This window comes from Pseudomonas sp. ChxA (assembly GCF_030263855.1).
Classification (GTDB): domain Bacteria; phylum Pseudomonadota; class Gammaproteobacteria; order Pseudomonadales; family Pseudomonadaceae; genus Aquipseudomonas; species Aquipseudomonas fluorescens_CB.
Genome location: NZ_JARPMK010000001.1, coordinates 1,108,119 through 1,133,003, shown reverse-complemented (window position 1 = coordinate 1,133,003; position 24,885 = coordinate 1,108,119). Strand labels below are relative to the sequence as shown.

Annotated in this window: 22 protein-coding genes; 17 read left to right on the top strand and 5 right to left on the bottom strand. The window is 60.7% G+C overall.

What is annotated here, in order from left to right; all coding sequences use genetic code 11:
- Positions 1-11: 11 nt before the first annotated feature.
- The 3 genes from P5706_RS04990 (at position 12) to P5706_RS04980 (ending at position 2,482) form a co-directional block, all read left to right on the top strand.
- Complete coding sequence (locus P5706_RS04990; protein WP_200431530.1) at positions 12-1,568, top strand: bifunctional aminoglycoside phosphotransferase/ATP-binding protein; 1,557 nt, start codon at positions 12-14, stop codon at positions 1,566-1,568.
- A gap of 93 nt (positions 1,569-1,661) precedes the next feature.
- Positions 1,662-2,006: a pentapeptide repeat-containing protein gene (locus P5706_RS04985; protein ID WP_056859776.1), complete on the top strand. Its 345-nt coding sequence runs from the start codon at positions 1,662-1,664 to the stop codon at positions 2,004-2,006.
- Between the two features lie 203 nt (positions 2,007-2,209).
- Entirely contained in the window at positions 2,210-2,482 is a 273-nt protein-coding gene (locus P5706_RS04980; protein WP_017139226.1) for a TfoX/Sxy family protein, read from the top strand.
- Positions 2,483-2,738: 256 nt separating this feature from the next.
- Here P5706_RS04980 and P5706_RS04975 read toward each other — a convergent pair whose 3' ends face one another.
- From P5706_RS04975 to P5706_RS04965, 3 genes are read right to left on the bottom strand one after another with little or no spacing between them, the layout of a single operon-like run.
- Entirely contained in the window at positions 2,739-3,506 is a 768-nt protein-coding gene (locus P5706_RS04975; RefSeq protein WP_285678675.1) for a heme ABC transporter ATP-binding protein, read from the bottom strand.
- Positions 3,506-4,543: a FecCD family ABC transporter permease gene (locus P5706_RS04970; RefSeq protein ID WP_200431528.1), complete on the bottom strand. Its 1,038-nt coding sequence runs from the start codon at positions 4,541-4,543 to the stop codon at positions 3,506-3,508. Before P5706_RS04970 ends, P5706_RS04975 begins: the two co-directional genes overlap by 1 nt.
- On the bottom strand, positions 4,540-5,418 hold the full coding sequence (locus P5706_RS04965; RefSeq protein ID WP_285678674.1) for a heme/hemin ABC transporter substrate-binding protein: 879 nt from the start codon (positions 5,416-5,418) through the stop codon (positions 4,540-4,542). The genes P5706_RS04970 and P5706_RS04965 overlap by 4 nt, the downstream gene beginning before the upstream one ends.
- Before the next feature lie 156 nt (positions 5,419-5,574).
- On the opposite strand from P5706_RS04965, the gene P5706_RS04960 reads away from it, so the two are divergent.
- The gene (locus P5706_RS04960; RefSeq protein ID WP_017139230.1) at positions 5,575-5,892 is read left to right on the top strand and encodes a Rieske (2Fe-2S) protein; all 318 of its coding nucleotides are present in this window, start codon (positions 5,575-5,577) and stop codon (positions 5,890-5,892) included.
- Here P5706_RS04960 and sfsA read toward each other — a convergent pair.
- Both sfsA and P5706_RS04950 read right to left on the bottom strand, forming a co-directional pair.
- Complete coding sequence (gene sfsA / locus P5706_RS04955; RefSeq protein WP_200431526.1) at positions 5,889-6,602, bottom strand: DNA/RNA nuclease SfsA; 714 nt, start codon at positions 6,600-6,602, stop codon at positions 5,889-5,891. The genes P5706_RS04960 and sfsA overlap by 4 nt on opposite strands.
- Positions 6,602-7,774, bottom strand: coding sequence for a pyridoxal phosphate-dependent aminotransferase (locus P5706_RS04950; protein ID WP_285678673.1), 1,173 nt, complete (start codon positions 7,772-7,774; stop codon positions 6,602-6,604). Before P5706_RS04950 ends, sfsA begins: the two co-directional genes overlap by 1 nt.
- A 321-nt stretch (positions 7,775-8,095) precedes the next feature.
- On the opposite strand from P5706_RS04950, the gene dksA reads away from it, so the two are divergent.
- From dksA to P5706_RS04885, 13 genes are all read left to right on the top strand, one after another.
- Entirely contained in the window at positions 8,096-8,539 is a 444-nt protein-coding gene (dksA, locus tag P5706_RS04945; protein WP_003194150.1) for an RNA polymerase-binding protein DksA, read from the top strand.
- Between the two features lie 95 nt (positions 8,540-8,634).
- Positions 8,635-9,522, top strand: a complete 888-nt coding sequence (gene gluQRS / locus P5706_RS04940) for a tRNA glutamyl-Q(34) synthetase GluQRS (protein WP_285678672.1) — start codon at positions 8,635-8,637, stop codon at positions 9,520-9,522.
- Between the two features lie 62 nt (positions 9,523-9,584).
- Positions 9,585-9,761 (top strand): hypothetical protein, encoded by a 177-nt coding sequence (locus tag P5706_RS04935; protein ID WP_003176118.1) that lies wholly within the window; start codon positions 9,585-9,587, stop codon positions 9,759-9,761.
- Positions 9,745-12,699 (top strand): sensor histidine kinase, encoded by a 2,955-nt coding sequence (locus P5706_RS04930; RefSeq protein ID WP_200431523.1) that lies wholly within the window; start codon positions 9,745-9,747, stop codon positions 12,697-12,699. Before P5706_RS04935 ends, P5706_RS04930 begins: the two co-directional genes overlap by 17 nt.
- Positions 12,700-12,721: 22 nt before the next feature.
- Positions 12,722-14,152: a sigma-54-dependent transcriptional regulator gene (locus P5706_RS04925; RefSeq protein WP_200431522.1), complete on the top strand. Its 1,431-nt coding sequence runs from the start codon at positions 12,722-12,724 to the stop codon at positions 14,150-14,152.
- 708 nt (positions 14,153-14,860) lie between these two features.
- Positions 14,861-16,264, top strand: a complete 1,404-nt coding sequence (locus tag P5706_RS04920; RefSeq protein ID WP_285678670.1) for a polynucleotide adenylyltransferase PcnB — start codon at positions 14,861-14,863, stop codon at positions 16,262-16,264.
- A 2-nt stretch (positions 16,265-16,266) separates the two neighbouring features.
- Positions 16,267-16,752 (top strand): 2-amino-4-hydroxy-6-hydroxymethyldihydropteridine diphosphokinase, encoded by a 486-nt coding sequence (gene folK / locus P5706_RS04915; protein WP_285678669.1) that lies wholly within the window; start codon positions 16,267-16,269, stop codon positions 16,750-16,752.
- A 551-nt stretch (positions 16,753-17,303) separates the two neighbouring features.
- Positions 17,304-18,104 carry a 3-methyl-2-oxobutanoate hydroxymethyltransferase gene (gene panB, locus P5706_RS04910; RefSeq protein WP_200431520.1) on the top strand — a complete coding sequence of 267 codons (801 nt, stop codon included), beginning with the start codon at positions 17,304-17,306 and terminating at the stop codon, positions 18,102-18,104.
- Positions 18,101-18,952 carry a pantoate--beta-alanine ligase gene (gene panC, locus P5706_RS04905; RefSeq protein WP_200431519.1) on the top strand — a complete coding sequence of 284 codons (852 nt, stop codon included), beginning with the start codon at positions 18,101-18,103 and terminating at the stop codon, positions 18,950-18,952. The genes panB and panC overlap by 4 nt, the downstream gene beginning before the upstream one ends.
- 223 nt (positions 18,953-19,175) lie before the next feature.
- Positions 19,176-20,840, top strand: a complete 1,665-nt coding sequence (gene pgi, locus P5706_RS04900) for a glucose-6-phosphate isomerase (protein WP_200431518.1) — start codon at positions 19,176-19,178, stop codon at positions 20,838-20,840.
- 105 nt (positions 20,841-20,945) lie between these two features.
- Entirely contained in the window at positions 20,946-22,883 is a 1,938-nt protein-coding gene (gene acs / locus P5706_RS04895; RefSeq protein WP_285678668.1) for an acetate--CoA ligase, read from the top strand.
- Between the two features lie 18 nt (positions 22,884-22,901).
- On the top strand, positions 22,902-23,771 hold the full coding sequence (locus tag P5706_RS04890; RefSeq protein ID WP_285678667.1) for an oxygenase MpaB family protein: 870 nt from the start codon (positions 22,902-22,904) through the stop codon (positions 23,769-23,771).
- Positions 23,772-23,827: 56 nt separating this feature from the next.
- Complete coding sequence (locus P5706_RS04885; protein WP_285678666.1) at positions 23,828-24,844, top strand: class I SAM-dependent rRNA methyltransferase; 1,017 nt, start codon at positions 23,828-23,830, stop codon at positions 24,842-24,844.
- The last annotated feature ends 41 nt before the right edge of the window (positions 24,845-24,885 follow it).

Genomic DNA, 24,885 nt, shown 5'->3' with positions numbered 1-24,885 from the left:
AAGGATCGCCCGTGAGCCAGTCCCTGATCGCTGCCCTGCAGAACCCGGCTTTGTATCCCCACCCGGTTGAAGCGTTTCAAGTCATTGAGACCCATATTTCCTGGGTCATACTGACCGGCCCCTATGCTTATAAGCTGAAGAAGCCGATGAACTTCGGTTTTCTGGATTTCACCCAACTGGACGACCGCGGCCACTTCTGCCGCGAAGAACTGCGGCTTAACCAGCGCCTGACGGAAGATTTGTATCTTGACGTGTTGCCAATCACCGGCAGCACCGAAGCCCCGCAATTGGGCGGCGATGGTCCGGTCATCGAATACGCGCTTAAAATGCGCCAATTCCCGCAGAGCCAGCTGCTCAGCACCCTGCAAGCCAATGGCGAGGTCACCAGCGCGCACATTGATGACATGGCCAAGCAGATTGCTCACTTCCACCTCACTGCGCCGAAAGTGCCGCAAGACCACCCCGCCGGCACGCCAGATGAAGTGATGGCGCCGGTTCGGCAGAACTTCGACCAGATCCGCCCGTTCCTCAGCGACAAAGCCGACCTGGCTCAACTCGAAGCCCTGCAAGCCTGGGCCGAAGCCAGCTTCGAACGCCTCAAGCCACTGCTGGCCCAGCGCAAGCTCGAAGGCTTCACCCGCGAATGTCACGGTGATATCCACCTGGGCAACGCCACTTTGATCGATGGCCAGGTCGTGATCTTCGACTGCATCGAGTTCAACGAGCCGTTTCGCTTCACCGACGTGTACGCCGATACGGCCTTCCTGGCGATGGACCTGGAAGACCGCGGCCTCAAATCCCTCGCGCGCCGTTTTATCAGCCAGTACCTGGAACTGACTGGTGACTACCAGGGCCTTGAAGTGCTGAACTTCTATAAAGCCTACCGCGCACTGGTGCGCGCCAAGGTGTCGTTATTCAGCATGCCAAGCGAGGCAAGCCCGGTGCAACGCGCTACCACCCTGCGTCAATACCGCAACTACGCCAACCTGGCGGAAAGCTACAGCACTATTCCGTCGCGCTTCCTGGCGATAACCCACGGTGTTTCGGCCGTCGGTAAAAGCCACGTGGCCATGCGCCTGGTGGAAGCCTTGGGTGCCGTGCGCCTGCGTTCGGATGTAGAACGTAAACGCCTGTTTGGTGAACAGAAAGTCGAGAACACTCCGCAAGCCGGTATCTACGCCGCCGAAGCCAGCGCAGCCACCTACGCTCGCTTGAACGAAATTGCCGATACCGTCTTGCGCGCCGGCTACCCAGTGGTGCTGGACGCCACCTTCCTGAAAAGCGCACAACGCAATGCCGCCGCCAAGGTTGCCGAGGCAACCGGTGCGCCCTTCCTGATCCTTGATTGCAACGCACCGCAAGCCGTTATCGCCAGCTGGCTGGCGCAACGTCAGGCGGATAAAAACGATCCTTCCGACGCGACACTCAGCATTATCGAAGAACAACAGGCCAACCGTGACCCGCTGACCGCCGAAGAGCTGCTGCTGAGCAAACGCGTGGAAACCAACGAGAGCGGCACACTCGACGCTCTGGTGGCGCACATTCGCCAGCGCCTGCCGGGCCTGTAAGAAATATTTCTTGGTCGTGTCACCGATCTTCGGTGCACGACCGAGCAATAGTGGCACTATAATGGCGTCATAATTCCAACAGGAGTCGCCGTCATGAGTCAGCCCAAGCTTCTTGATACTCCGCTCTACGCACTCCTGCATAAAGACGACATCCGCGGCTTCAACCAGGAACGCCCCAAAGACGGCACCATCGACATGCGTGGCGGCGACTTCCGTGGGTTGGACCTGCGTGACCTGAACGCCACGGGCGTGGATTTCACCGATGCCTACTTCCGCTCTGCCGACCTGCGCGGCCTGGACCTGCGCGAGTGCTCACTGGAAGGCGCCAGCCTGGCCCATGCACAGATTTCCGGCACCTACTTCTCCCCCGAACTGACCGCTGACGAGATCCTCATGTCGGTCAATTTCGGTACTCGCCTGCGCTACCGCACCAAGTAACCTGATCTTTCGGGCCCCAGCTACGCCTCACGCGTAGCGGGCGCCTCCTGCCTGCTTGTCGGCATTACCCGCAAAAATTCTTATAAGCTTTTCAGCCGTTCCTGGCCAAAGAACCACGCTTTTCCTACTGAGCGCTACACTCCTTTTCAGGCCTGCCTGGTCACGATACCCACCGCACCAATCGGCCGTCGCAAGGAGGCTTGATGAACGATGAGCTGCAACACCTGAAAAACCTGGGCAAGACGTCAGCGCAGTGGCTGCATGCGGTGGGCATCCACAGCGCGTCCGACTTACGTCGCCTGGGAGCTGTCGATGCCTACCGAGCCGTGCGCACGCGCGGCTTTCGGGCCTCGAAAGTGCTGCTGTATGCAATCGAAGGTGCCTTGATGGACGTGCACTGGAACGACATCCCGACGGAGCGCAAGGAAGCATTGAACCGTCAGCTGGAGGCGATTTCAGCGCGTCAGAAGATTTAGGTCTGCAAGAATTCCCAATGTTTACGGGCAGTTCGAACGCACGTTTGAGAAAAACCGCAGAGCGTTGAAAAACAGAGGTTGACTCTCAAATGAGAATCGTTATGATTATCACAACTGGTCGCGAGATCAGCCGATAACTGAAAGACCATTGGTTCGGACTCTCAGATTATCTCCTCATCAGGCTAATCACGGTTATTTGACCCGGCTCTTGCCGGGTCTTTTTTTGCCTATGAAAAGCTATCTATAAAAAGCCGACTCAGCGCGCAATGATCAACGGATGCCCACGCTCCGGGTGTGGCTGCACCAACACATCCAAACCAAACACAGCTTTAAGTGGCTCAGGCCGCATCACCTGCGCCGGCGTGTCCAACGCATGTGGGCGCCCCTGCTCCAGCAATAGAATCCGGTCGCAGTAACGCGCCGCCAGGTTCAGGTCATGGAGAATCACCAACACCGCAGCGCCGCGGTCAGCAAAGGTACGTATGGCCTGCAGGGTCGTGTGTTGGTGCAATGGATCGAGCATCGACGTCGGCTCATCCAGCAACAGTGTCTGCCCTGCCTCCCCGGGCCATAACTGCGCCAGCACCCGCGCCAGATGCACACGCTGGCGTTCGCCCCCCGACAGCGCCAAGTAGCTGCGGCCGCTTAAGTGGCCCACATCTGCCGCGTGCAGCGCTGCCTCGATGATTTCGTCATCACGCACGCGCCCGGTCTGATGGGGCAAGCGGCCCATGCCGACAACCTCCTCGACACGGAATGCGAAATCCAGCGTGGAGGTCTGCGGTAACACCGCCAGGCGCTGGGCACGTTGCGGCCCGCTCCAGTCCGTCAAGGCTTGCTGATCCAGCCACACCTTGCCCTGATCCGGCTTCAGCTCGCCGCACAAGGCACCGAGCAGCGTGCTCTTGCCTGCTCCGTTAGGGCCGAGCACACCGAGCACCTCACCCGGCAACACGTCCAGGGTGACATCTGCCAGCACGGTTTTATCGCCACGCCGGATCTGCAACGCTTCTACTCGCAGCATCACGCGCGCCCTCGCAACAACAAATAAAGAAAAAACGGCGCGCCGATAAAGGCCGTGACGATGCCGATCGGCAGTTCAGCCGGCGCCAGCGCCAGCCGCGCCACCAAGTCGGCAAACAGCAACAGGCTTGCGCCCGCGAGCACAGACGCCGGCAACAGCACCCGATGATCCGGCCCGGCCAACAAGCGCACCAGATGCGGCACCACCAACCCGACAAACCCGATCATGCCCGCCGCCGCTACCGCTGCGCCCACACCGAGGGCTGTGCAGAACACCAGTTCACGCTTGAGCCCTTCCACATCGATCCCAAGGTGACTGGCCTCGGACTCACCCAGCAACAATGCATTCAGCGCTTTCGCTCGGCGCGGCAACCACAACGCCACACCGGCGCTCACCATCAACAATGGCCACAACCGCGAATAGCTGGCGCCATTGAGGCTGCCCAAGTTCCAGAACGTCAGGGTGCGCAAGGTGGCGTCATCGGCCAGATAGGTAAACAGCCCCACCGCCGAACTGGCGAGCGCCGTAAGAGCAATACCAGCCAGCAGCATCGTTGCGACGTTGGTCTGGCCGTTGCGGCGCCCCAGGCGATAAACCAGCGCCGTAACGCCCAAACCGCCAAGAAACGCGCATAACGACAACAGGTATGGCCCGAACGCATCCGGCAGGCCGCCAAATAATGAACCGCCCACGATCGCAATCGCCGCACCCAGCGCTGCGCCGCTGGACACACCGACCAACCCCGGGTCGGCCAACGGGTTACGAAACAAACCCTGCATCGCCACGCCCGACAATGCCAGCACACCGCCCACCGCCAAACCCAGCAAGGTTCGCGGCAAACGAATCTGCCCCAGGATCAATTCGGCCTGCTCCAGGCCCTGTGCTTCAATCGGTACGCCCATCAGGCGCAAAGCGGCCTTGAGCGTATCCACCAACGGCAGGCTGACCGGCCCCAAGGCCAATGAAAGCCAGGTTGCCAGAAGGCATAACAGCGCCAGCCCGATAAACAGCGTTTTCGGTTTAACCAGAGTCGTCATTGGGCAGGTTTAGCCTGGGACGGATAAAACCCGGCAGACAATTGCACCAGGCTTTGCGGCAGGCGCGGCCCGAGCCCGCCGACCAGCAGGGTCGGGTCCAGCTCAAACACGCGGCCATTTTTGGCGGCCGGGGTAGATGCCAAAATCGGGTTTTCCTTGAACAAAGCCGCCCGCGCCGCATCGCCGGTGAGGGCGCGATCAGCAAACACCAGCACATCAGGGCTCAGACCGGCCAGCGACTCCACCGAAAACGGCTTATAGCCCGTGTGGGTCGCCAGGTTATGCCCGCCCGCCTGTTGCAACATCCAATCGGCGGCCGTGTCCTTGCCCGCGATGAGCGGCTTGCCACCTGCATGCCCGAGCAACAGCAGTACACCCGGCGCCTTTTGCGTGGTCTGGGCCTTGGCGACCCAGGCTTGCTGCTGATCGAGCTTTTGTTCATATCCAGCAAACAATTCGTTGGCCTTGGCTTCATTACCCAACAGTTTGCCCAGGTGCTGAAGGTTGCCTTTCAAGGTCGGCAAATCCGGTTCTGCCGAGAACATCTCCACCTGCACGCCCGCGCCGCGAATCTGCGCCAGCACCGGCGGTGGGCCCATTTCTTCGGTACCTACCAACACTTGCGGGCGCAGGCTCAAAATCCCTTCTGCCGACAATTGGCGCTGATAACCGATGCTCGGCAACGCCTTGAGCGATACTGGATGCTGGCTGGTGGTATCCACCCCCACCAGCTTTGACTCACCGCCCAGCGCCGTCACCCATTCCGATAGCGCCCCACCGGCACTGACCCAGCGTTGTGGCAGTTCAGAGGCTTGCGCCCCGTGGTTGACCAGCAGTGAGGCAACAAGCGCAATAGCGCTGGTACTCAGGCGCATAACAGGGTTTCCTTCCAAGGGCAGGGCCACTCAAGCACTCATGGATGTGACAGATAAACCCTGTCTGGCATCGTACAGAGCACCCAATCAGCTAACGGGCGAAGCCAGCATTTGATAATTGTTTGCATTTGAACGTCAAGGCACTTAAGGATTGTTATGAAGCTTCTCTGCCCCTCAGATGCCCTGGCGCCCAACAGCAGCCGTGGTTTTGAAATAGACGGTTGCAAAGTCTTGGCCGTGCGCCGTGACGGCGTGGCCTACTTCTACCTCAACCGCTGCCCCCATCGCGGCATCCCGCTGGAATGGCAGCCCGACCAGTTCCTGGACAGCAGCGCCAGCCTGATCCAGTGCGCCACCCACGGCGCTTTGTTCCTCATCGAAAGCGGCGAGTGCATCGCCGGACCGTGCGCGGGCCAAAGCCTTAAAGCCCTGCCCGGCCGTGAAGACGCGCAAGGCCTGTGGGTGCAACTCTAGTCGCCGATCATCACGTCCAGGCGCCGGTCGAGATAAATTTCCTGCGGCGTGACCCGCGCACCATACGCCAACACCTCCACACCGGCCGCCTTGGCCTCGCGCAGCGCAGCGGCGTAGCCCGCATCGATTTCCACCGCCGGGCGTACAGCGTCAATCCCTGACAGGTTCACGCAATACAACTGCACCGCACGCACGCCCTCACGCGCCAGGTGCGCCAACTCGCGCAAATGTTTGGCGCCCCGTTGGGTCACCGCGTCGGGAAACGCTGCCACCGGCGAGCCATCAAAACCCAGGGTCACGCTCTTGACCTCCACATACGCCGCGCCCTGTGGGTACTCCAGGCGAAAATCGATACGGCTTTTTTCCTGGCCGTAAGGCACTTCGCGCTTCAAGGCGGTAAAGCCGTCGAGTTCAGTGATCACCCCGGCACGCAACGCTTCCTCCACCAGTTGGTTGGCACGCGCGGTGTTAACGCACGCCAGCCGGCCTTGGGGCGTTTCGGCAATTTCCCAGGTGCCTGGCAACTTACGCTTTGGGTCTGTGGAGCGACTGAACCAGACCTGGCCGCCCTCCACCATGCAATTGAGCATTGAGCCGGTGTTGGGGCAGTGAATGGTCAGCAACTCGCCGGTGAGCGTTTCGATATCGGTGAGAAAGCGCTTGTAGCGGCGGATCAGCCGCCCTTCTTCGAGGGGAGGATTAAAACGCATCAGCCTTGCCAGCTCCGCAAGCCACGGGCGATACGTTCCACCGCTTCCTGTAGGCGATCAAGGTTTTGCGTGTAGGCAAAACGCACATGATGGCCAGCCTGATAACGACCAAAATCCAGGCCCGGCGTAAACGCCACATGTTCGGTTTCGAGGAAATGACGGCAAAACGCGAAGGCATCGCCGCCGAACGCGCTGATATCGGCGTACAAGTAGAACGCGCCTTCGGGCTCTACGGCGATGCCGAAACCCAACTCGCGCAAGGCCGGCAGCAGGAAGTCGCGACGGCGCCCGAATTCGGCGCGGCGCTCTTCCAAAATGCTCAGGGTTTGCTCGGTGAAACACGCCAGCGCCGCGTACTGGGCCATGCTCGGTGCGCTGATGTAGAGGTTCTGCGCCAGCTTCTCCAGTTCGCCCACCGCCGCCGGTGGCGCCACCAGCCAGCCGAGGCGCCAGCCGGTCATGCCGAAATACTTCGAAAAACTATTTAAGACGAAGGCTTCGTCGTCGACCTCCAGCACGCTGGCGGCATCGGTGCCGTAGGTGAGGCCGTGATAGATCTCGTCCACCACCAAATGGCCGTTACGCGCCTTGATGGCACTCGACAACCCCGCCAGTTCATCGCGGGCCAGAATGGTACCGGTCGGGTTGGCCGGCGAGGCAACCAGAGCGCCAACGCTGTCTGCGTTCCAGTGTTTGGCCACCAGCTCGGCGGTCAATTGGTAGCGCACGTCCGGGCCAACCGGCACCAACTGCGCCGCACCTTCGACCAGACGCAGGAAATGTCGATTGCACGGGTAGCCTGGGTCCGCCAATAACCAATGCTTGCCCGGATCGACCAGCAGGCTGCTGGCCAGCAGCAACGCGCCAGAGCCACCGGGCGTGATCAAAATGCGCTCAGGGTCGACGCTCAGGCCGTAGCGCTGCTGGTAAAAACCACTGATCGCCTGGCGCAGCTCGGGCAGCCCGCGGGCCGCGGTATAGCGCGTCTTGCCATTGGCAAGCGCGGCTTGGCCGGCCTGGATAATCGGCTCGGCCGTGGTGAAATCCGGCTCGCCGATCTCCAGGTGGATAACATCATGACCGGCCGCCTGCAGTTCATTGGCTCGCGCCAGCAGCGCCATGACATGAAAAGGTTCGATGGCGCGACTGCGCGCACTGTAGGGCTGGGCCATTAGCCTTCCTTAGACGGTGAGGACAAAATTCAGATTCTACCGAACCCGCGCGGTAAAACATGCTCTATTGCCTGCTCGGTCGTCCGTGATGAACCGAGCAAGCGCCGGCAAAACGACTAAAATCAACATTCGAGACACGCTATACCCAGCCATGGCGGGCTATGCCAGTTTGCAAGCCTGCCACGTTGGGCCTCGACAACCGGGAGTGGCGCACCCCGAATCTATCTGGTAAGTTCGCCCGCTTGCAGCCGCAGGGCCGGCAGGTGTCGGTGACGTTGCAATCCTGCGCAATGGATTAGAAGAGTGAGAGGCGGTCTATTCATGTCCACCCAAGCAAAGCAACAGCAGACTCAAGGCCTCGGCGGCTTCGAACCCTATGTGGAAAAAAAGGGCGAGGAGTACATGGGCGAGCCCATGCGCGAGCACTTCACCAAGATCCTGAACAAGTGGAAACAGGACTTGATGCAGGAGGTTGACCGTACCGTTGACCACATGAAGGACGAAGCAGCCAACTTTCCTGATCCGGCCGACCGTGCGAGCCAGGAAGAAGAGTTCGCCCTTGAACTGCGTGCGCGTGATCGAGAGCGCAAGCTGATCAAAAAGATCGACAAGACCCTGCAACTGATCAAAGACGAGGAATACGGCTGGTGCGAATCCTGCGGCGTCGAGATTGGTATTCGCCGCCTGGAAGCCCGCCCAACCGCGGACCTGTGCGTAGACTGCAAGACCTTGGCTGAAATCAAGGAAAAACAGGTCGGCAAGTAATCCTGCCGGGCTGAATGCAAGAAACAAAAAATGGGGCGTGCTAACGCCCCATTTTTGTTTCTGGCGTTCAGCGGTTTTCCAGTAGTATCCGGCCCATGACAGCCTCTACCTATATCGGGCGTTTCGCCCCTACGCCCAGCGGCCACCTGCACTTCGGTTCGCTGGTTGCCGCCCTTGCCTCCTACCTCGATGCCCGCGCCAATCACGGCCGCTGGTTGATGCGCATGGAAGACCTCGACCCACCCCGCGAAGAGCCTGGTGCCCAGGCGGCGATCCTGCACGCCCTTGAAAGCTATGGCTTCGAGTGGGATGGGGAACTGGTCCGACAAAGCGAGCGGCATGATGCCTACGCTAAAGTCTTGAACGACATGTTCAACCACGGCCTGGCTTACGCCTGTACCTGCTCGCGTAAACAATTGGAGCCCTACCACGGCATCTATCCAGGCCTGTGCCGCAACCTCGGGCACGATCAGCAAGACGCGGCGATCCGCTTGCGCGTACCTGAGCTGGAATACCACTTTACCGACCGTGTGCAAGGCGAATTCCGACAGCACTTGGGCCGTGATATAGGCGACTTCATCATCCGCCGTCGCGATGGCCTGTATGCCTATCAACTGGCGGTGGTGCTCGACGATGCCTGGCAAGGTGTCACCGACATCGTGCGCGGCGCCGACCTGCTCGATTCCACGCCGCGCCAGCTGTACCTGCAGGAACTGCTGGGCCTGCGCCAACCGCGCTACCTGCATGTGCCGCTGATCACCCAGCCGGACGGCAACAAGCTGGGCAAATCCTACCGTTCACCGCCATTGACACCCGACCAAGCCACGCCTTTGCTATTGAGGGCGTTGCGCGCCCTCGGCCAGCAACCCGGCAGTGAACTGCTGCACGCCAGCCCACGGGAACTGCTGGATTGGGGCATTTCACACTGGGATGCCAGCCTGATCCCGCGCACACTCACACTGGCCGAAGCGCAATTGAGTTGAAGGCGCTTGCAGCTTGCCAAGCATCCGTTACCATCGCGGCAGTTTTTTAATCAGAGGCCAACATGTACATCTATCGATTGGTCCTGCTGCTGGTCGTCGGGATCTACCTGTTTTCCCCCGCCATCATGGATTGGTGGATCGACGCCACGGGCGCCTGGTATCGCCCTTATCTGCTGTGGTTGATCCTGATCGTCGTGACTTTCATCCTGCAGAGCCAAAAAGATGCCGATGAGCTTTAGCCTCACCCAGATGCTGCTGATCAGCGCCGCCTACCTGGCTGCACTGTTCGGGGTTGCCTGGATCAGTGAGCGCGGAATGATTCCGCGGGCGATCATTCGCCATCCGTTGACCTACACCTTGTCACTGGGCGTCTACGCCAGCGCCTGGGCATTTTATGGCACCGTGGGGCTGGCCTATCAGTATGGCTACGGCTTCCTGTCCAGCTACCTGGGCGTGTCCGGCGCGTTTCTGCTGGCGCCGGTGTTGCTGTACCCGATCCTGAAAATCACCCGCACCTATCAGCTATCGTCCCTGGCGGACTTGTTTGCCTTCCGCTTTCGCAGCACCTGGGCCGGCGCGCTGACCACCATTTTCATGCTGCTCGGCGTACTGCCGTTGCTGGCCCTGCAGATCCAGGCGGTGGCCGACTCCATCAGCATCCTCACCCGCGAACCGGTGCAGCACCGCGTCGCCCTGGCTTTTTGCGCACTGATCACGCTGTTCACGATTTTCTTCGGCTCACGCCATATCGCCACCCGCGAGAAACACGAAGGCCTGGTGTTTGCGATCGCCTTCGAGTCGGTGATCAAGCTGATCGCCATCGGCGGTGTCGGCCTGTATGCGTTGTACGGCGTATTCGACGGGCCGCAACAGCTGGAGCTGTGGTTGCTGCAAAACCAGACCGCCCTCGCCGCTCTGCACACGCCGTTACAGGAAGGCCCATGGCGCACATTGCTGCTGGTGTTCTTTGCCTCCGCGATCGTGATGCCGCACATGTACCACATGACGTTCACCGAGAACCTCAACCCGCGTTCGTTAGTGAGCGCAAGCTGGGGCTTGCCGCTGTTCCTGCTGTTGATGAGCCTGGCGGTGCCGCTGATCCTGTGGGCCGGCCTCAAGCTCGGCGCCACTACCAACCCCGAATACTTCACCCTTGGCGTTGGTATTGCCGCCAACAGCAAATCCCTCGCATTGCTGGCTTACGTCGGCGGTTTGTCGGCAGCCAGTGGCTTGATCATCGTCACCACGCTGGCACTCTCCGGTATGGCGCTCAATCACCTGGTGCTGCCGCTGTATCAGCCGCCGGCCGAAGGTAATATCTACCGCTGGCTGAAATGGACGCGCCGCGCGCTGATCGTCGCCATCATCATGGCCGGCTATGGTTTCTACCTGCTGCTGGGCGCTGGGCAAGACCTGGCCAACCTCGGGATCGTTGCGTTTGTCGCGACCTTGCAGTTCTTGCCGGGCGTGTTGTCGGTGCTGTACTGGCCGACCGCCAACCGTCGCGGCTTTATTGCCGGGCTGCTGGCAGGCATTCTGGTGTGGATGGTGACCATGCTGCTGCCGCTGGTCGGCAACCTGCAGGGCTTCTACATTCCGCTGCTGAACATGATCTACGTGCTGGACGACACCAGTTGGCACATGGCGGCGATAGCCTCCTTGGCCGCCAACGTGCTGATGTTTACCCTGATCTCGCTGTTCACCAACGCCAGCCCGGAAGAAACCAGCGCCGCCGAAGCCTGCGCGGTGGACAACGTGCGCCGCCCGCAACGCCGCGAGCTGCACGCCGCCTCGCCGCAGGAGTTCGCCACCCAGTTGGCCAAGCCGTTAGGCGCCAAGGCTGCGCAAAAGGAAGTCGAGCAGGCGCTGCGCGACCTTTACCTGCCGTTTGACGAGCGCCGCCCGTATGCCCTGCGCCGTTTACGTGACCGCATTGAGGCCAACCTCTCCGGCCTGATGGGCCCGAGCGTGTCCCAGGACATGGTGGAAACCTTCTTGCCCTACAAGGCCGGTGGCGAAAACTACGTGACCGAAGACATCCATTTCATCGAGAGCCGGCTGGAGGACTACCACTCACGCCTCACCGGCCTTGCCGCCGAACTCGACGCCCTGCGCCGTTACCATCGCCAGACCCTGCAGGAACTGCCGATGGGCGTGTGCTCGCTGGCCAAGGATCAAGAGATCCTGATGTGGAACAAGGCCATGGAAGAACTCACCGGCATCGCCGCACAACGTGTTGTGGGTTCGCGCCTGAATACCTTGGGCGAGCCCTGGAAAGAACTGCTGCAAGGCTTTATTAACCTGCCCGACGAGCACTTGCACAAACAGCACCTGGCGCTGGACGGCCAGACCCGCTGGCTCAACCTGCACAAAGCCGCGATCGACGAGCCGCTGGCACCGGGTAACAGTGGCCTCGTGCTGCTGGTGGAAGACCTGACCGAAACCCAGATGCTCGAAGACAAGCTGGTGCACTCCGAGCGCCTGGCCAGCATCGGTCGCCTGGCCGCGGGTGTGGCCCATGAAATCGGCAACCCGATCACCGGTATCGCGTGCCTGGCGCAAAACCTGCGCGAAGAGCGCGAAGAAGACGCCGAAATCACTGAAATCAGCGGGCAGATCCTCGAGCAGACCAAGCGCGTGTCACGCATCGTGCAGTCGTTGATGAGCTTCGCCCACGCCGGCGCGCATCAGAACCAGGACGAAGCAGTGTGCCTGGCGGAAGTGGCGCAGGATGCCATTGGGCTGTTGGCCTTGAACCGGCGCAATTTCGAAGTACAGTTTTTTAACCTGTGCGACCCGAACCATTGGGTCGACGGCGACTCCCAACGCTTGGCGCAGGTGCTGATCAACCTGCTTTCAAACGCCCGTGACGCGACGCCTGCCGGCAGTGCGGTACGCGTCAAGAGCGAGGCTTTCGAGCACACGGTCGACCTGATCGTGGAGGATGAAGGCAGCGGTATTCCACAGAACATCATGGACCGATTGTTCGAACCTTTCTTCACCACCAAGGACCCGGGTGAAGGTACCGGTCTGGGCCTTGCACTGGTCTATTCCATCGTTGAAGAGCATTATGGACAAATCACCATCGACAGCCCGGCTGACACCGAAAGCCAACGCGGCACCCGTATTCGGGTGACCTTGCCGCGTCATGTCGAAGCGACGTCCGCTGTGAACTGAGACCGTCGAGAGAATTGAATCAATGCCGCACATTTTGATCGTCGAAGACGAAACCATTATCCGCTCTGCCTTGCGTCGCCTGCTTGAACGTAATCAGTACCAGGTCAGCGAAGCCGGCTCGGTGCAGGAAGCCCAAGAGCGTTTCAGCATTCCCACATTCGACCTGATTGTCAGCGACCTGCGCCTGCCGGGCGCGCCGGGTACCGAGCTGATCAAGCTTGGCCAGGGCACGCCTGTGCTGATCATGACCAGCTACGCCAGCCTGCGCTCGGCCGTGGACTCGATGAAGATGGGCGCGGTGGACTACATTGCCAAGCCTTTCGATCACGACGAAATGCTCCAAGCGGTGGCGCGCATCCTGCGTGACCGTCAGTCGGCCGGCAGTGCGCCAGCCGAGCAGCGTCCAGCCACCAAGGCCGCCGAGAAGCCGGGTGTCGATAACAGCAACGGCGAGATCGGCATCATCGGCTCCTGCCCACCCATGCAGGACTTGTACAGCAAGATCCGCAAAGTGGCGCCCACCGACTCCAATGTATTGATCCAGGGCGAGTCGGGCACCGGTAAAGAGTTGGTGGCCCGAGCCCTGCACAACCTGTCCAAACGCGCCAAGGCGCCGATGATTTCGGTGAACTGCGCGGCGATCCCCGAATCCCTGATCGAGTCCGAACTGTTCGGCCACGAAAAAGGCGCATTTACCGGCGCCAGCGCCGGGCGTGCGGGGTTGGTCGAAGCGGCGGATGGCGGCACCTTGTTCCTCGACGAAATCGGCGAGTTGCCCCTGGAAGCCCAGGCGCGCTTGCTGCGCGTGTTGCAGGAAGGCGAGATTCGCCGCGTCGGCTCGGTGCAATCACAAAAGGTCGATGTGCGCCTGATCGCTGCGACCCACCGTGACCTCAAGAGCCTGGCCAAGATCGGCCAGTTCCGGGAAGACTTGTATTACCGCCTGCACGTTATCGCCCTCAAGCTGCCGGCCTTGCGCGAGCGTGGCGCCGACGTCAACGAGATCGCCAACGCGTTCCTGCTGCGCCAGAGCGCGCGCATCAACCGTACCGACCTCAAGTTTGCCGCCGACGCCGAGCAGGCGATTCGGCACTACTCGTGGCCGGGTAACGTGCGCGAACTGGAAAACGCGGTCGAGCGTGCAGTGATTTTGTCGGAGAGCCCGGAAATTTCTGCCGAGCTGCTGGGTATCGATATCGAGCTGAGCGACCTGGAAGACGACGACTTCATCGGCCTGGCCCCGCAACAGGGCGGTGGCAGCAATACCAGCCATGAGCCAACCGAAGATCTGTCACTGGAAGACTACTTCCAGCACTTCGTGCTTGAGCATCAAGACCATATGACCGAGACCGAACTGGCGCGCAAGCTGGGCGTGAGCCGCAAGTGCCTGTGGGAACGCCGCCAACGCCTGGGCATTCCACGGCGCAAAACCGGGGTGGCCAGCGAAAGCTGAGGGCGTGCCCCCACAGGTAACACCCTCAGATGTGAAAAAACTGTTACCGCGACATTTTCACGTAACAGAAGCCGGGGCTTACGGTAACGAAGCCCCGGCTTTTTTTTGCCTTTCAAAAAGCCAAAACCAGCCCAACCCCCCGGTTTTGTTGGGTGGCACAAAAGTTGGCACGCACCCTGCTATATGCTTAGTACAAAAACAATAACAAGCTTTGTACAAGACAATAAAAATAAGACGAATCGACTCACGCATAACAAAAACAACACGGCGGAGGCGCAGCTAACTGATTCTTTTGGAGAGGCGTTGCATTTGGGGCTTGCCCCGCAACCAGGCCGAGAACAACAAAAACTGCCCTAAGGCAGAGCCTGAACTGGTTGGATCGTAGATCAGCAACACAGCGACCAAAGCAATCCGTTTGCTCTTGGCTCCCGATTGGGAGTGTCATGAAGGTGAAGCTTCATGGCGAGGGCGATCAACAAAAACAAAAAGCCCGCAACCATAATAAAAATAGAGCACGCAACTACTTCTGGGGGAGCTTCGGCTCCCCTTGTGGTTTCCGGCATTTGACCACTTAACACCCTTCTTTAAGCTTCTGGCTCAAGCCTTGCAGCTTGTTCCTACACCATCCCTCGACTAAATGCTAGAATCCCCGCCCATCATGCGGTCATTCTTCGTTATGGCCGAACATTCCTTCAAACAGTGCATCCCATGCTGAAGAAGTTGTTCCAGTCATTCCGTTCCCCCTTGCGTCGTACGCAACACATTCGCAGCACGCCTGAAGTGCTTAACAGCAATCAGCATTCATTGCAGCGCGCTCAATTCAGCCGTTATGCAGTGAACATCGTCGAACGTTTGCAGAACGCCGGCTACCAGGCTTATCTGGTGGGCGGCTGCGTACGTGACATGCTGCTCAATATCACGCCCAAGGATTTCGACGTCGCCACCAGCGCCACGCCGGAGCAGGTGCGTGCCGAGTTTCGCAATGCGCGAATCATCGGCCGCCGCTTCAAGTTGGTGCACATCCACTTTGGTCGCGAAATCATCGAGGTCGCGACGTTCCGCGCAGGCCATCCGCAAAACGATGACGAGGAAGACACCAATCAGTCTTCCCGCAACGAGAGCGGCCGCATCCTGCGTGACAACGTGTACGGCACCTTGGAAGAAGACGCGCAGCGCCGCGACTTCACCATCAACGCTCTGTATTACGATCCGGTCAGCGAGCGCATCCTCGATTACGCCAATGGCGTACACGATATTCGCAACAACCTGATCCGCCTGATCGGCGACCCGACGCAGCGCTACCAGGAAGACCCGGTACGCATGCTGCGCGCCGTGCGTTTTGCCGCGAAGCTGAACTTCGGCATCGAGAAACATACCGCTGCGCCGATTCGCGAACTGGCGCCGATGCTGCGGGAAATCCCTTCGGCACGCCTGTTCGAAGAAGTGCTCAAGCTGTTCCTCTCAGGTTATGCCGCCGACACCTTCGAAATGTTGGTCGACCTGCAACTGTTCGACCCGCTGTTCCCGGCCAGCGCCGAGGCACTGGAATACAACCCGACGTACACCCACACACTGATCAGCGAGGCGTTGGTCAACACCGACCTGCGCATCAAGCAGAACAAACCGGTAACGCCGGCGTTCCTGTTTGCCGCCCTGCTGTGGCCGGCCCTGCCCAAGCGCGTATTGCGCCTGCAGGACCGTGGCATGCCGCCGATCCCGGCCATGCAGGAAGCCGCCCACGAGCTGATCGCCGAACAGTGCCAGCGCATTGCTATTCCAAAACGTTTCACCATGCCGATCCGCGAGATCTGGGACATGCAGGAGCGCCTGCCGCGTCGCAGTGGCAAACGCGCCGACCTGTTGCTGGACAACCCGCGCTTCCGTGCCGGCTACGACTTCCTGCTGCTGCGCGAAAGCGCCGGCGAGCAGACCGACGGCCTGGGCGAATGGTGGACCGACTACCAGGATGCCAATGACAGCCAGCGCCGCGACATGATTCGCGACCTCGGCAGCAAAGGCGATGGCGAAGGCACTGGCCCGAAAAAACGTCGGCGCAGCGGCACCAAGCGTAAACGCAGCGCGGCCGATGCGTCGGGCGCTGCGGGCGAATAAACGTGGAACGCATCTACATCGGCATGGGCAGCAACCTGGCTGCCCCGGACCAGCAATTGCGCAGCGCTGTCGAAGCCCTGGCGCAATTACCCGGCACTGCTCTCGTTGGCGTGTCGGCATTCTATCAAAGCGACTCCCTGCTCCCGGGCCAACCGCGCTACACCAATGCGGTCGCCGCCCTGGACAGTGATCTTGCGCCACTGGATCTACTCGATGCGCTGCAAGCCATCGAGAACGACCAGGGCCGCGAGCGCCTGGAACGCTGGGGCCCGCGCACCCTGGACCTGGATATCCTGCTGTTTGGCGAACGCCTGATCGACGCGCCGCGCCTCAAGGTGCCGCACTATCAAATGCATCTGCGTGCGTTTGTGCTGTACCCGCTGGCTGAACTGGCACCTGCGGACCTGCAACTGCCCGGCGGCCAAACACTCAGCGAGCTGTTGGCAGCCTGCCCGTTTGTCGGCCTGGAGCGCCTGCCCCAAGACTGACTCGGTCAAAGTGGGAGCTGGCTTGCCAGCGATGCGCATAGGTATCTACACAACCGGTTAACACGAAGTCTGTGACAGGTGTGTTGTTGTGGCGAGCAGGCTTGTCCTGCGTTGGGCTGCGAAGCGGCCCCAGTAAAGGCAGCGCATTTTTCCTGAAAGAACTCAGCGTCTGGGTTAGGGGCTGCTTCGCAGCCCAACGCAGGACAAGCCTGCTCGCCACAGGAGAAATTGGCTGCCTTCAAACGTTGTGTAGATACCTATGCTGCGATGCGGGCAACTCGGCACACCCGCTATTGCGCGGCGATGCCATCGCAGGCAAGCCAGCTCCCACCCGTAACAGGGGTAACACCCCACTCGTAACAATGCGGTAACACATCCAATTGACTTCCCGTGTCCTCATCACGACTATAGGCGTCCCGCTGCCGCCAACCCGGCGCTGAAGGGCGCAATCCAGGCCTTATAAGCACTGCTCTCAAGACAGTGCGCCTGTATAAACGAAGACTCACGCGCGTTACTCGCTGTTTCCAAGCGCCTGAACGAGGACCCTTTCCATGCCAGACATTACCCTGACCACCTTGCAGAGCCTCAAGCTCAAAGGTGAAAAAATCACCATGCTGACCTGCTATGACGCCACCTTCGCCCACGCCAGCTGTGAGGCCGGGGTTGAAGTGCTGTTGATTGGCGATTCACTGGGCATGGTTCTTCAAGGGAATGACAGCACCCTGCCGGTCACCACTGACGAACTCGCGTACCACACGGCCAGCGTCAAACGCGGTAACAACGGCGCCTTTATCATCGCTGACCTGCCGTTCATGGGTTACGCCACCCTTGAACAAACCTTCCAGAACGCCGGCAAGTTGATGCAAGCCGGCGCCCACATGATCAAAGTCGAAGGCGCGGTGTGGCTGGCGGAGTCGATCCGGCTGCTGGCTGAGCGCGGCGTTCCGGTGTGCGTGCACATGGGCCTGACACCGCAGTCGGTGAACATCTTCGGCGGCTACAAGGTGCAAGGCCGCAATGAAGCCCAGGCGCGGCAGATGCGTGCGGATGCGATTGCCCTGGAGCAAGCCGGCGCAGCGATGATCCTGCTCGAATGCGTGCCCAGCGAACTGGCGGCAGAAATTACCCAGGCGGTCAAAGTGCCAGTGATCGGCATTGGCGCAGGTTCGGCCACCGACGGCCAAGTGCTGGTGGTACATGACATGCTCGGCCTGTCGCTGACCGGTCGTGCGCCAAAATTCGTGAAAAACTTCATGGCCGGCCAAGACAGCATCCAGGCAGCCCTGGCTGCTTACGTGCGTGAAGTCAAAGCCGTGACCTTCCCTGGCGACGAACACGGGTTCTCTGCATGAACACCGTTAAAACCGTAAGAGAACTGCGCGCCGCCGTCGCCCACGCGCGCAGTGCCGGCAAGCGCATTGGCTTTGTGCCCACCATGGGCAATCTGCACAGCGGCCACGCCACCTTGGTGACCAAGGCCGCACAGCAATCGGACTTTGTGGTGGCGAGCATTTTCGTCAACCCACTGCAGTTCGGCGCCGGCGAAGACCTGGACAAGTACCCGCGCACGCTGGCCGCCGACCAGGAAAAACTCCTGCAAGCCGGATGCAACCTGTTGTTTGCGCCCACCGTCGAGGAAATGTACCCCGGCGGCATGACCGGCCAGACCCGCGTGAGTGTCCCGCAACTGTCCGAAGGCCTGTGCGGCGCCAGCCGGCCCGGGCACTTCGAAGGCGTCGCGACGGTGGTGAGCAAACTGTTCAACATGGTCCAGCCGGACATGGCCGTGTTTGGCCAGAAGGACTACCAGCAACTGGCGGTCATCCGCGCCATGGTGCATGACCTGAACATGCCGATCCAGATCATCGGCGAGCCTACCGTGCGTGCCGCCGACGGCCTGGCGCTGTCGTCGCGCAACGGTTACCTCAACGAAGAACAGCGCGCGATTGCGCCGGTGCTCTACCGCAGCCTCAGCCAGATTGCAGCGGCGATAAAAGGCGGTGAGCAGGATTTCGCCAAGCTGCGTGCCGAGCAGATCGCGCAGATTGAAGCTGCCGGGCTGCGCATGGATTACCTGGAAGTGCGCCAAGGTGTGCACCTGCGTGCGGCCACGCCTGAAGATCGGGATATCGTCATCCTCGTGGCGGCCTATCTAGGTGCGACACGCCTGATCGACAACCTGCATTTGACCCTCAACTGAGCCCGCCAGGCACTCGCCTGTTGCTCTGCCCGCTGCGCCGGTATAAAAAAGTACCGGCGACAGCGCAGACAAAGCCAAGACATATCGACACGCTAGGTTTAATGTAATCGCCCTGCGCCATTGTTGGCGTTGACCGGACTCAAACGCCTGATGAAAGACTCAACGTTCCGGATTTAGAAGTGTCCTAAAGGCAAGTCCCCGTAATAAAAGGAAACCCGCAGCGATGGCGTACTACCGCACTCCTCATGACGTTACCGCTCTGCCCGCTTGGCAAGCGCTCAATCAACATCGCCAAGCCATGCAGGATTTCAGCATGCGCGACGCGTTCAATGCCGATCCCCAGCGTTTTTCCCAGTTCACCTTGAGCAGCTGCGGGCTTTTCCTCGATTACTCGAAAAACCTGATCACCGCCGAAACCCGCACCTTGCTCGTGAACCTGGCCAATGAAGTCGGCCTGAAGGACGCGATCAACGCGCTGTACGCAGGCGAACCGGTCAACTCTTCCGAAGGTCGCCCCGCCCTGCACACCGCGCTGCGCCGCCCAGTGGGCGACAAGCTGTCGGTCAACGGCGTAAACATCATGCCGGACGTGCACAAGGTGTTGAACCAGATCACTGACCTGGTCGGCCGCATCCACGACGGCCTGTGGCGTGGTTACACCGAGAAGCCGATCACTGACGTAGTGAACATCGGTATCGGTGGCTCGTTCCTCGGCCCGGAGCTGGTCTCCGAGGCCTTGCTGTCCTACGCCCACAAAGGCGTGCGCTGCCACTACCTGGCAAACATCGACGGCAGCGAGTTCCACGAGCTGACCCAGAAGCTGCGCGCCGAGACCACGCTGTTTATCGTTTCGTCCAAATCCTTCAACACCCTCGAAACCCTGAAAAACGCCCAGGCCGCTCGCGCCTGGTACCTGGCCCAGGGTGGTTCGGAAGCCGAGCTGTACCGTCACTTCATCGCCGTATCGAGCAACAACGCGGCGGCCGTGGCGTTCGGTATCCGTGAAGAGAACATCTTCCCGATGTGGGACTGGGTCGGCGGCCGTTACTCGCTGTGGTCGGCCATTGGCTTGCCAATCGCCCTGGCCATCGGCATGTCCAACTTCAAAGAGCTGTTGTCCGGTGCCTACACCATGGACCAGCACTTCCAGAACGCGTCGTTCGAGCAAAACATGCCGGTGCTGCTGGGCCTGCTGGGCGTGTGGTACGGCAACTTCTGGGGTGCGCAGAGCCATGCGATCCTGCCGTATGACCACTACCTGCGTAACATCACTAAACACTTGCAACAGCTGGACATGGAGTCCAACGGCAAAAGCGTGCGCCAGGACGGCACACCGGTGTCTACCGATACTGGCCCGGTGATCTGGGGCGGCGTCGGCTGCAACGGTCAGCATGCTTACCACCAGTTGCTGCACCAGGGGACCCAACTGATCCCGGCCGACTTCATTGTGCCGATCGTCAGCTTCAACCCGGTGTCCGACCACCACCAGTGGCTGTACGCCAACTGCCTGTCCCAGAGCCAGGCACTGATGCTCGGCAAGACCCGTGGCGAAGCCGAAGCCGAACTGCGCGAAAAAGGCCTGCCGGAAGCCGAAGTGCAGAAGCTGGCGCCGCACAAGGTGATCCCGGGCAACCGTCCGAGCAACACCATCGTGGTCGAGCGCATCAGCCCACGTCGTTTGGGCGCACTGGTGGCCATGTATGAACACAAAGTGTTTGTACAAAGCGTGGTCTGGGGCATCAACGCCTTTGACCAATGGGGCGTGGAGCTTGGCAAAGAGCTGGGCAAAGGCGTCTACAACCGCCTGACCGGCGCTGAAGAAACCCTGGCTGACGATGCGTCGACCCAGGGCCTGATCAACTACTTCCGCGGCCGTCACCGCGGCTGAGGCCGGTACACCAAGGCCAACGTCCGTTTGGACGTTGGCCTTGAACCCTCTCCCCACAGCGTGCATCTTTATGCCTTGTCGCTAAAACAAGAATAAGGACCGCTCATGTTCGATATCAGCACATTCCCCAACGCCGATGCCGTCCGCCAGGCCGCGCAGCTCAGTCAAGACGAGTACCAGCGCCTCTATCGCCAATCCATTGAGCAACCCGATACTTTCTGGGCCGAACAGGCCAAGGGCTTTCTCGACTGGACCAAACCCTGGCACACCGTGCAGCACTCGGATATCACCACCGGCGCCGCCCAGTGGTTTGCCGGCGGCCAACTCAACGTCAGCTACAACTGCATCGACCGTCACCTGGCGCAACGCGCCGACCAGCCGGCCTTTATCTGGGAAGGCGACGATCCTGCAAAGTCCGCCAAAATTTCCTACCGCCAACTTCATCAAAACGTCAGCCGCTTGGCCAATGTGCTGAAAAGCCGTGGAGTGAAAAAAGGCGACCGGGTGTGCATCTACATGCCGATGATCCCGGAAGCCGCCTACGCCATGCTCGCCTGCACACGGATTGGCGCGGTGCACTCGGTGGTGTTCGGCGGCTTCTCTCCGGATGCCCTGCGCGACCGCATTCTCGATGCCGACTGTCGCACCGTGATCACCGCTGATGAAGGCGTGCGCGGCGGCAAGCCGGTGGCCTTGAAAAAGAATGTCGACAAAGCCCTGGCCAGTTGCCCGAACGTCAGCACGGTACTGGTGGTGGAGCGCACCGGTGCGGACCTTGACTGGGTAGAGGGCCGAGACCTCAAGTATCAGGCCGCCCTGGACGCCGCGAGCGCTGATTGCCCGCCCGAGCCGATGGACGCCGAAGATCCGCTGTTTATCCTCTACACCTCCGGCAGCACCGGCAAACCCAAGGGCGTGCTGCACACCACCGGCGGCTACCTGCTGCAAGCGGCGATGACCTTCAAGTACGTGCTCGACTACCGTGACGGCGAAGTGTTCTGGTGTACCGCCGACGTGGGTTGGGTCACCGGCCACAGCTATATCGTGTACGGCCCGCTGGCCAATGGCGCGACGTCACTGATGTTCGAAGGTGTGCCAAGTTACCCGGACAGCTCGCGCTTCTGGCAGGTCATCGATAAACACCAAGTGAATATCTTCTACACCGCGCCCACCGCCTTGCGCGCGCTGATGCGTGAGGGCCACGGGCCGCTGCAGAATACCTCGCGCGCCAGCCTGCGCCTGCTGGGCAGCGTCGGCGAGCCGATCAACCCCGAGGCCTGGGATTGGTACTTCAACGCCGTGGGCGAGCAGCGCTGCCCGATTGTTGATACCTGGTGGCAGACCGAAACCGGCGGCATCATGCTCAGCCCGCTGGTCAGCGCGCAACGGATCAAACCCGGTTGCGCCACCCAACCGATGTTTGGCGTGCAGCCGGTGCTGCTGGATGAGCACGGCAAGGAGCTCAGCGGCGCCGGCAGTGGCGTGCTCGCCATCAAGGCCAGTTGGCCGGGGCAGATCCGCAGCGTCTACGGCGACCCGCAGCGCATGCTCGACACCTATTTCAAACCCTACCCCGGCTACTACTTCACTGGCGACGGTGCGCGCCGCGATGAAGATGGCGACTACTGGATCACCGGCCGCATTGACGACGTGATCAACGTGTCCGGCCACCGCATCGGCACCGCCGAAGTGGAAAGCGCGCTAGTGCTGCACGACCAAGTGGCCGAAGCCGCTGTGGTCGGTTACCCGCACGACGTCAAAGGCCAGGGCATCTATGCCTTTGTCACCCCCATGAACGGCGTCGAGCCCAGCGATGCGCTGAAAAAGCACCTGCTGGAGCTGGTCAGCAAGGAAATCGGCAGCTTTGCCAAGCCGGAACTGATCCAATGGGCACCGGCCTTGCCGAAAACCCGCTCGGGCAAGATCATGCGGCGTATTTTGCGCAAGATCGCCTGCAACGAACTCGACAGCCTCGGCGACACCTCGACCCTGGCCGACCCGAGCGTGGTGGACGGCCTGATCGACAAACGCCTGAACCGATAGGAGCCACCCAGAGTCGCCATGGAATTTATCCGCAGCCGTATCGAAACCCAGCTGATGAGCCTCACCGGCTTGTCACTCGGCCAGTTGGACCTGGAAAATCCCAAGGGCGACCCCGGCCTGTTCGGGCCGGACTCTGTAAGTTGGCAGGTGCATGGCGACTTCAGCAGCATGCTGATCGGCGGCATCAGCGCGTTGATGCTGCAAGCCTTGCACCCGCTGGCCCTGGCTGGCGTGTGGGACCATTCCAACTTTCGCCAGGACATGCTCGGGCGCTTGCGCCGCACCTCGCAGTTTATTTCCGGCACCACGTTCGGCTCGCGCCAGGACGCCGAATGGCTGATTGAGAAGGTGCGCACCATCCACCTGCAAGTGGTCGGGCATGCGCCGGATGGGCGAGCCTATGCGGCCAGTGACACGGAGCTGCTGACGTGGGTACACGTGGCGGAGGTCAGTAACTTTCTGGCAGCACACCTGCGTTATCGCAACCCGCATCTGTCGGGTCGTGATCAGGACCGCTATTACACTGAAATTGCCTTGATAGCCGAACGATTGGGCGCACGCCACGTTCCGCGGTCGCGGCAGGAAATTTCGGATTATCTGGCGCGCATTCGTCCACAACTGCTGTGCGACGATCGCAGCCGCGAAGTGCTGCGCCTGCTGGTTAATGCGCCCGCGCCCAGCACCTTGGCCAAACCCTTTGGCAGCTTGATGATGCAGGCCGGTATCGATCTGCTGCCGGATTGGGCCAGTGCCATGCTCGAGCAACACCAGAGCCCGCTGCAACGCCAACTGATCCGCGCGGGTGTGAAGCGCAGCGCGCCCTTGCTGCGTTGGGCCATGCGTAATGGTTCGGTGCAACGCGCCCAGCGGCGGATGGGGTTGATGTAGCCCGGCGCCTATAACTGTTAAACTTCGCGCCCTCTTTTACCCGCAAGGCGCGCTTCATGACTCCCTTGAATCAGGCGCTGCGCGCCGCTCTCAACCATCGCCAAGACCTGATCAACGAGCTGCACGCCCAAGGCAACGACTGCTACCGGCTGTTCCATGGCAGCCAGGAAGGCGCCGGCGGCTTGACCATCGACCGTTACGGCCCGCAATTGCTGGTACAAAGCTTCCACCAGTCGCTGCAAACCGAGGAGCTGCTGGACCTGCATCAACAGGTCAACCAGTTCATGGGCCTGGAATTGCAGCTGGTGTACAACGACCGCTCACGTGGCAACTCGCGCATCGACCGTGAAGACACGGTGTACCGCGCCGAGCCTGCCGCTCTGGAAGATCAGGTCGGCCACGAGTGGGGCCTCAACTACCGTGTACGTGGGCGCCATGCCGGGCAAGACCCACTGCTGTTCCTGGACCTGCGCAACACTCGTGGCTGGGTCAAGGACCACAGCGCCGGCAAAAGCGTGCTGAACCTGTTCGCCTACACCTGCGGCGTGGGCTTGAGCGCCGCAGCCGGGGGCGCAAGCGAGGTGTGCAACCTGGACTTCGCCGAAGGCAACTTGGCGGTCGGGCGCGAAAACGGTCTGCTCAACCCGCAATTGCCGACCATGGAATTTGTGCAGTCCGACTACTTCCCGGCGATTCGCCAACTGGCCGGCTTGCCGATCACCCAACGTCGCGGGCAGAAGCTACCCAGCTATCCACGCCTGGAGCAGCGCCAGTTCGACCTGGTGTTGCTCGACCCACCCGCGTGGGCCAAGAGTGCTTTCGGCACCGTCGACCTGTTGCGCGACTACCAAAGCCTGCTCAAGCCAGCACTGCTGGCTACCGCCGACAATGGCGTGTTGATCTGCTGCAATAACCTGGCAAAAGTCAGCATGGATGATTGGCGTGAACAGGTGCTGCGTTGCGCTGAAAAAGCCGGTCGCCCGGTACGCGAGTGGCAAATCATCACGCCGGGCGCGGACTTCCCTTCGCAAGATCAGCAGCCACCGTTGAAGACCCTGATCCTGCAGTTGTAGTACTTTTCCCAAGGAGCGCGGTACTTCGGAACCGAAAACCC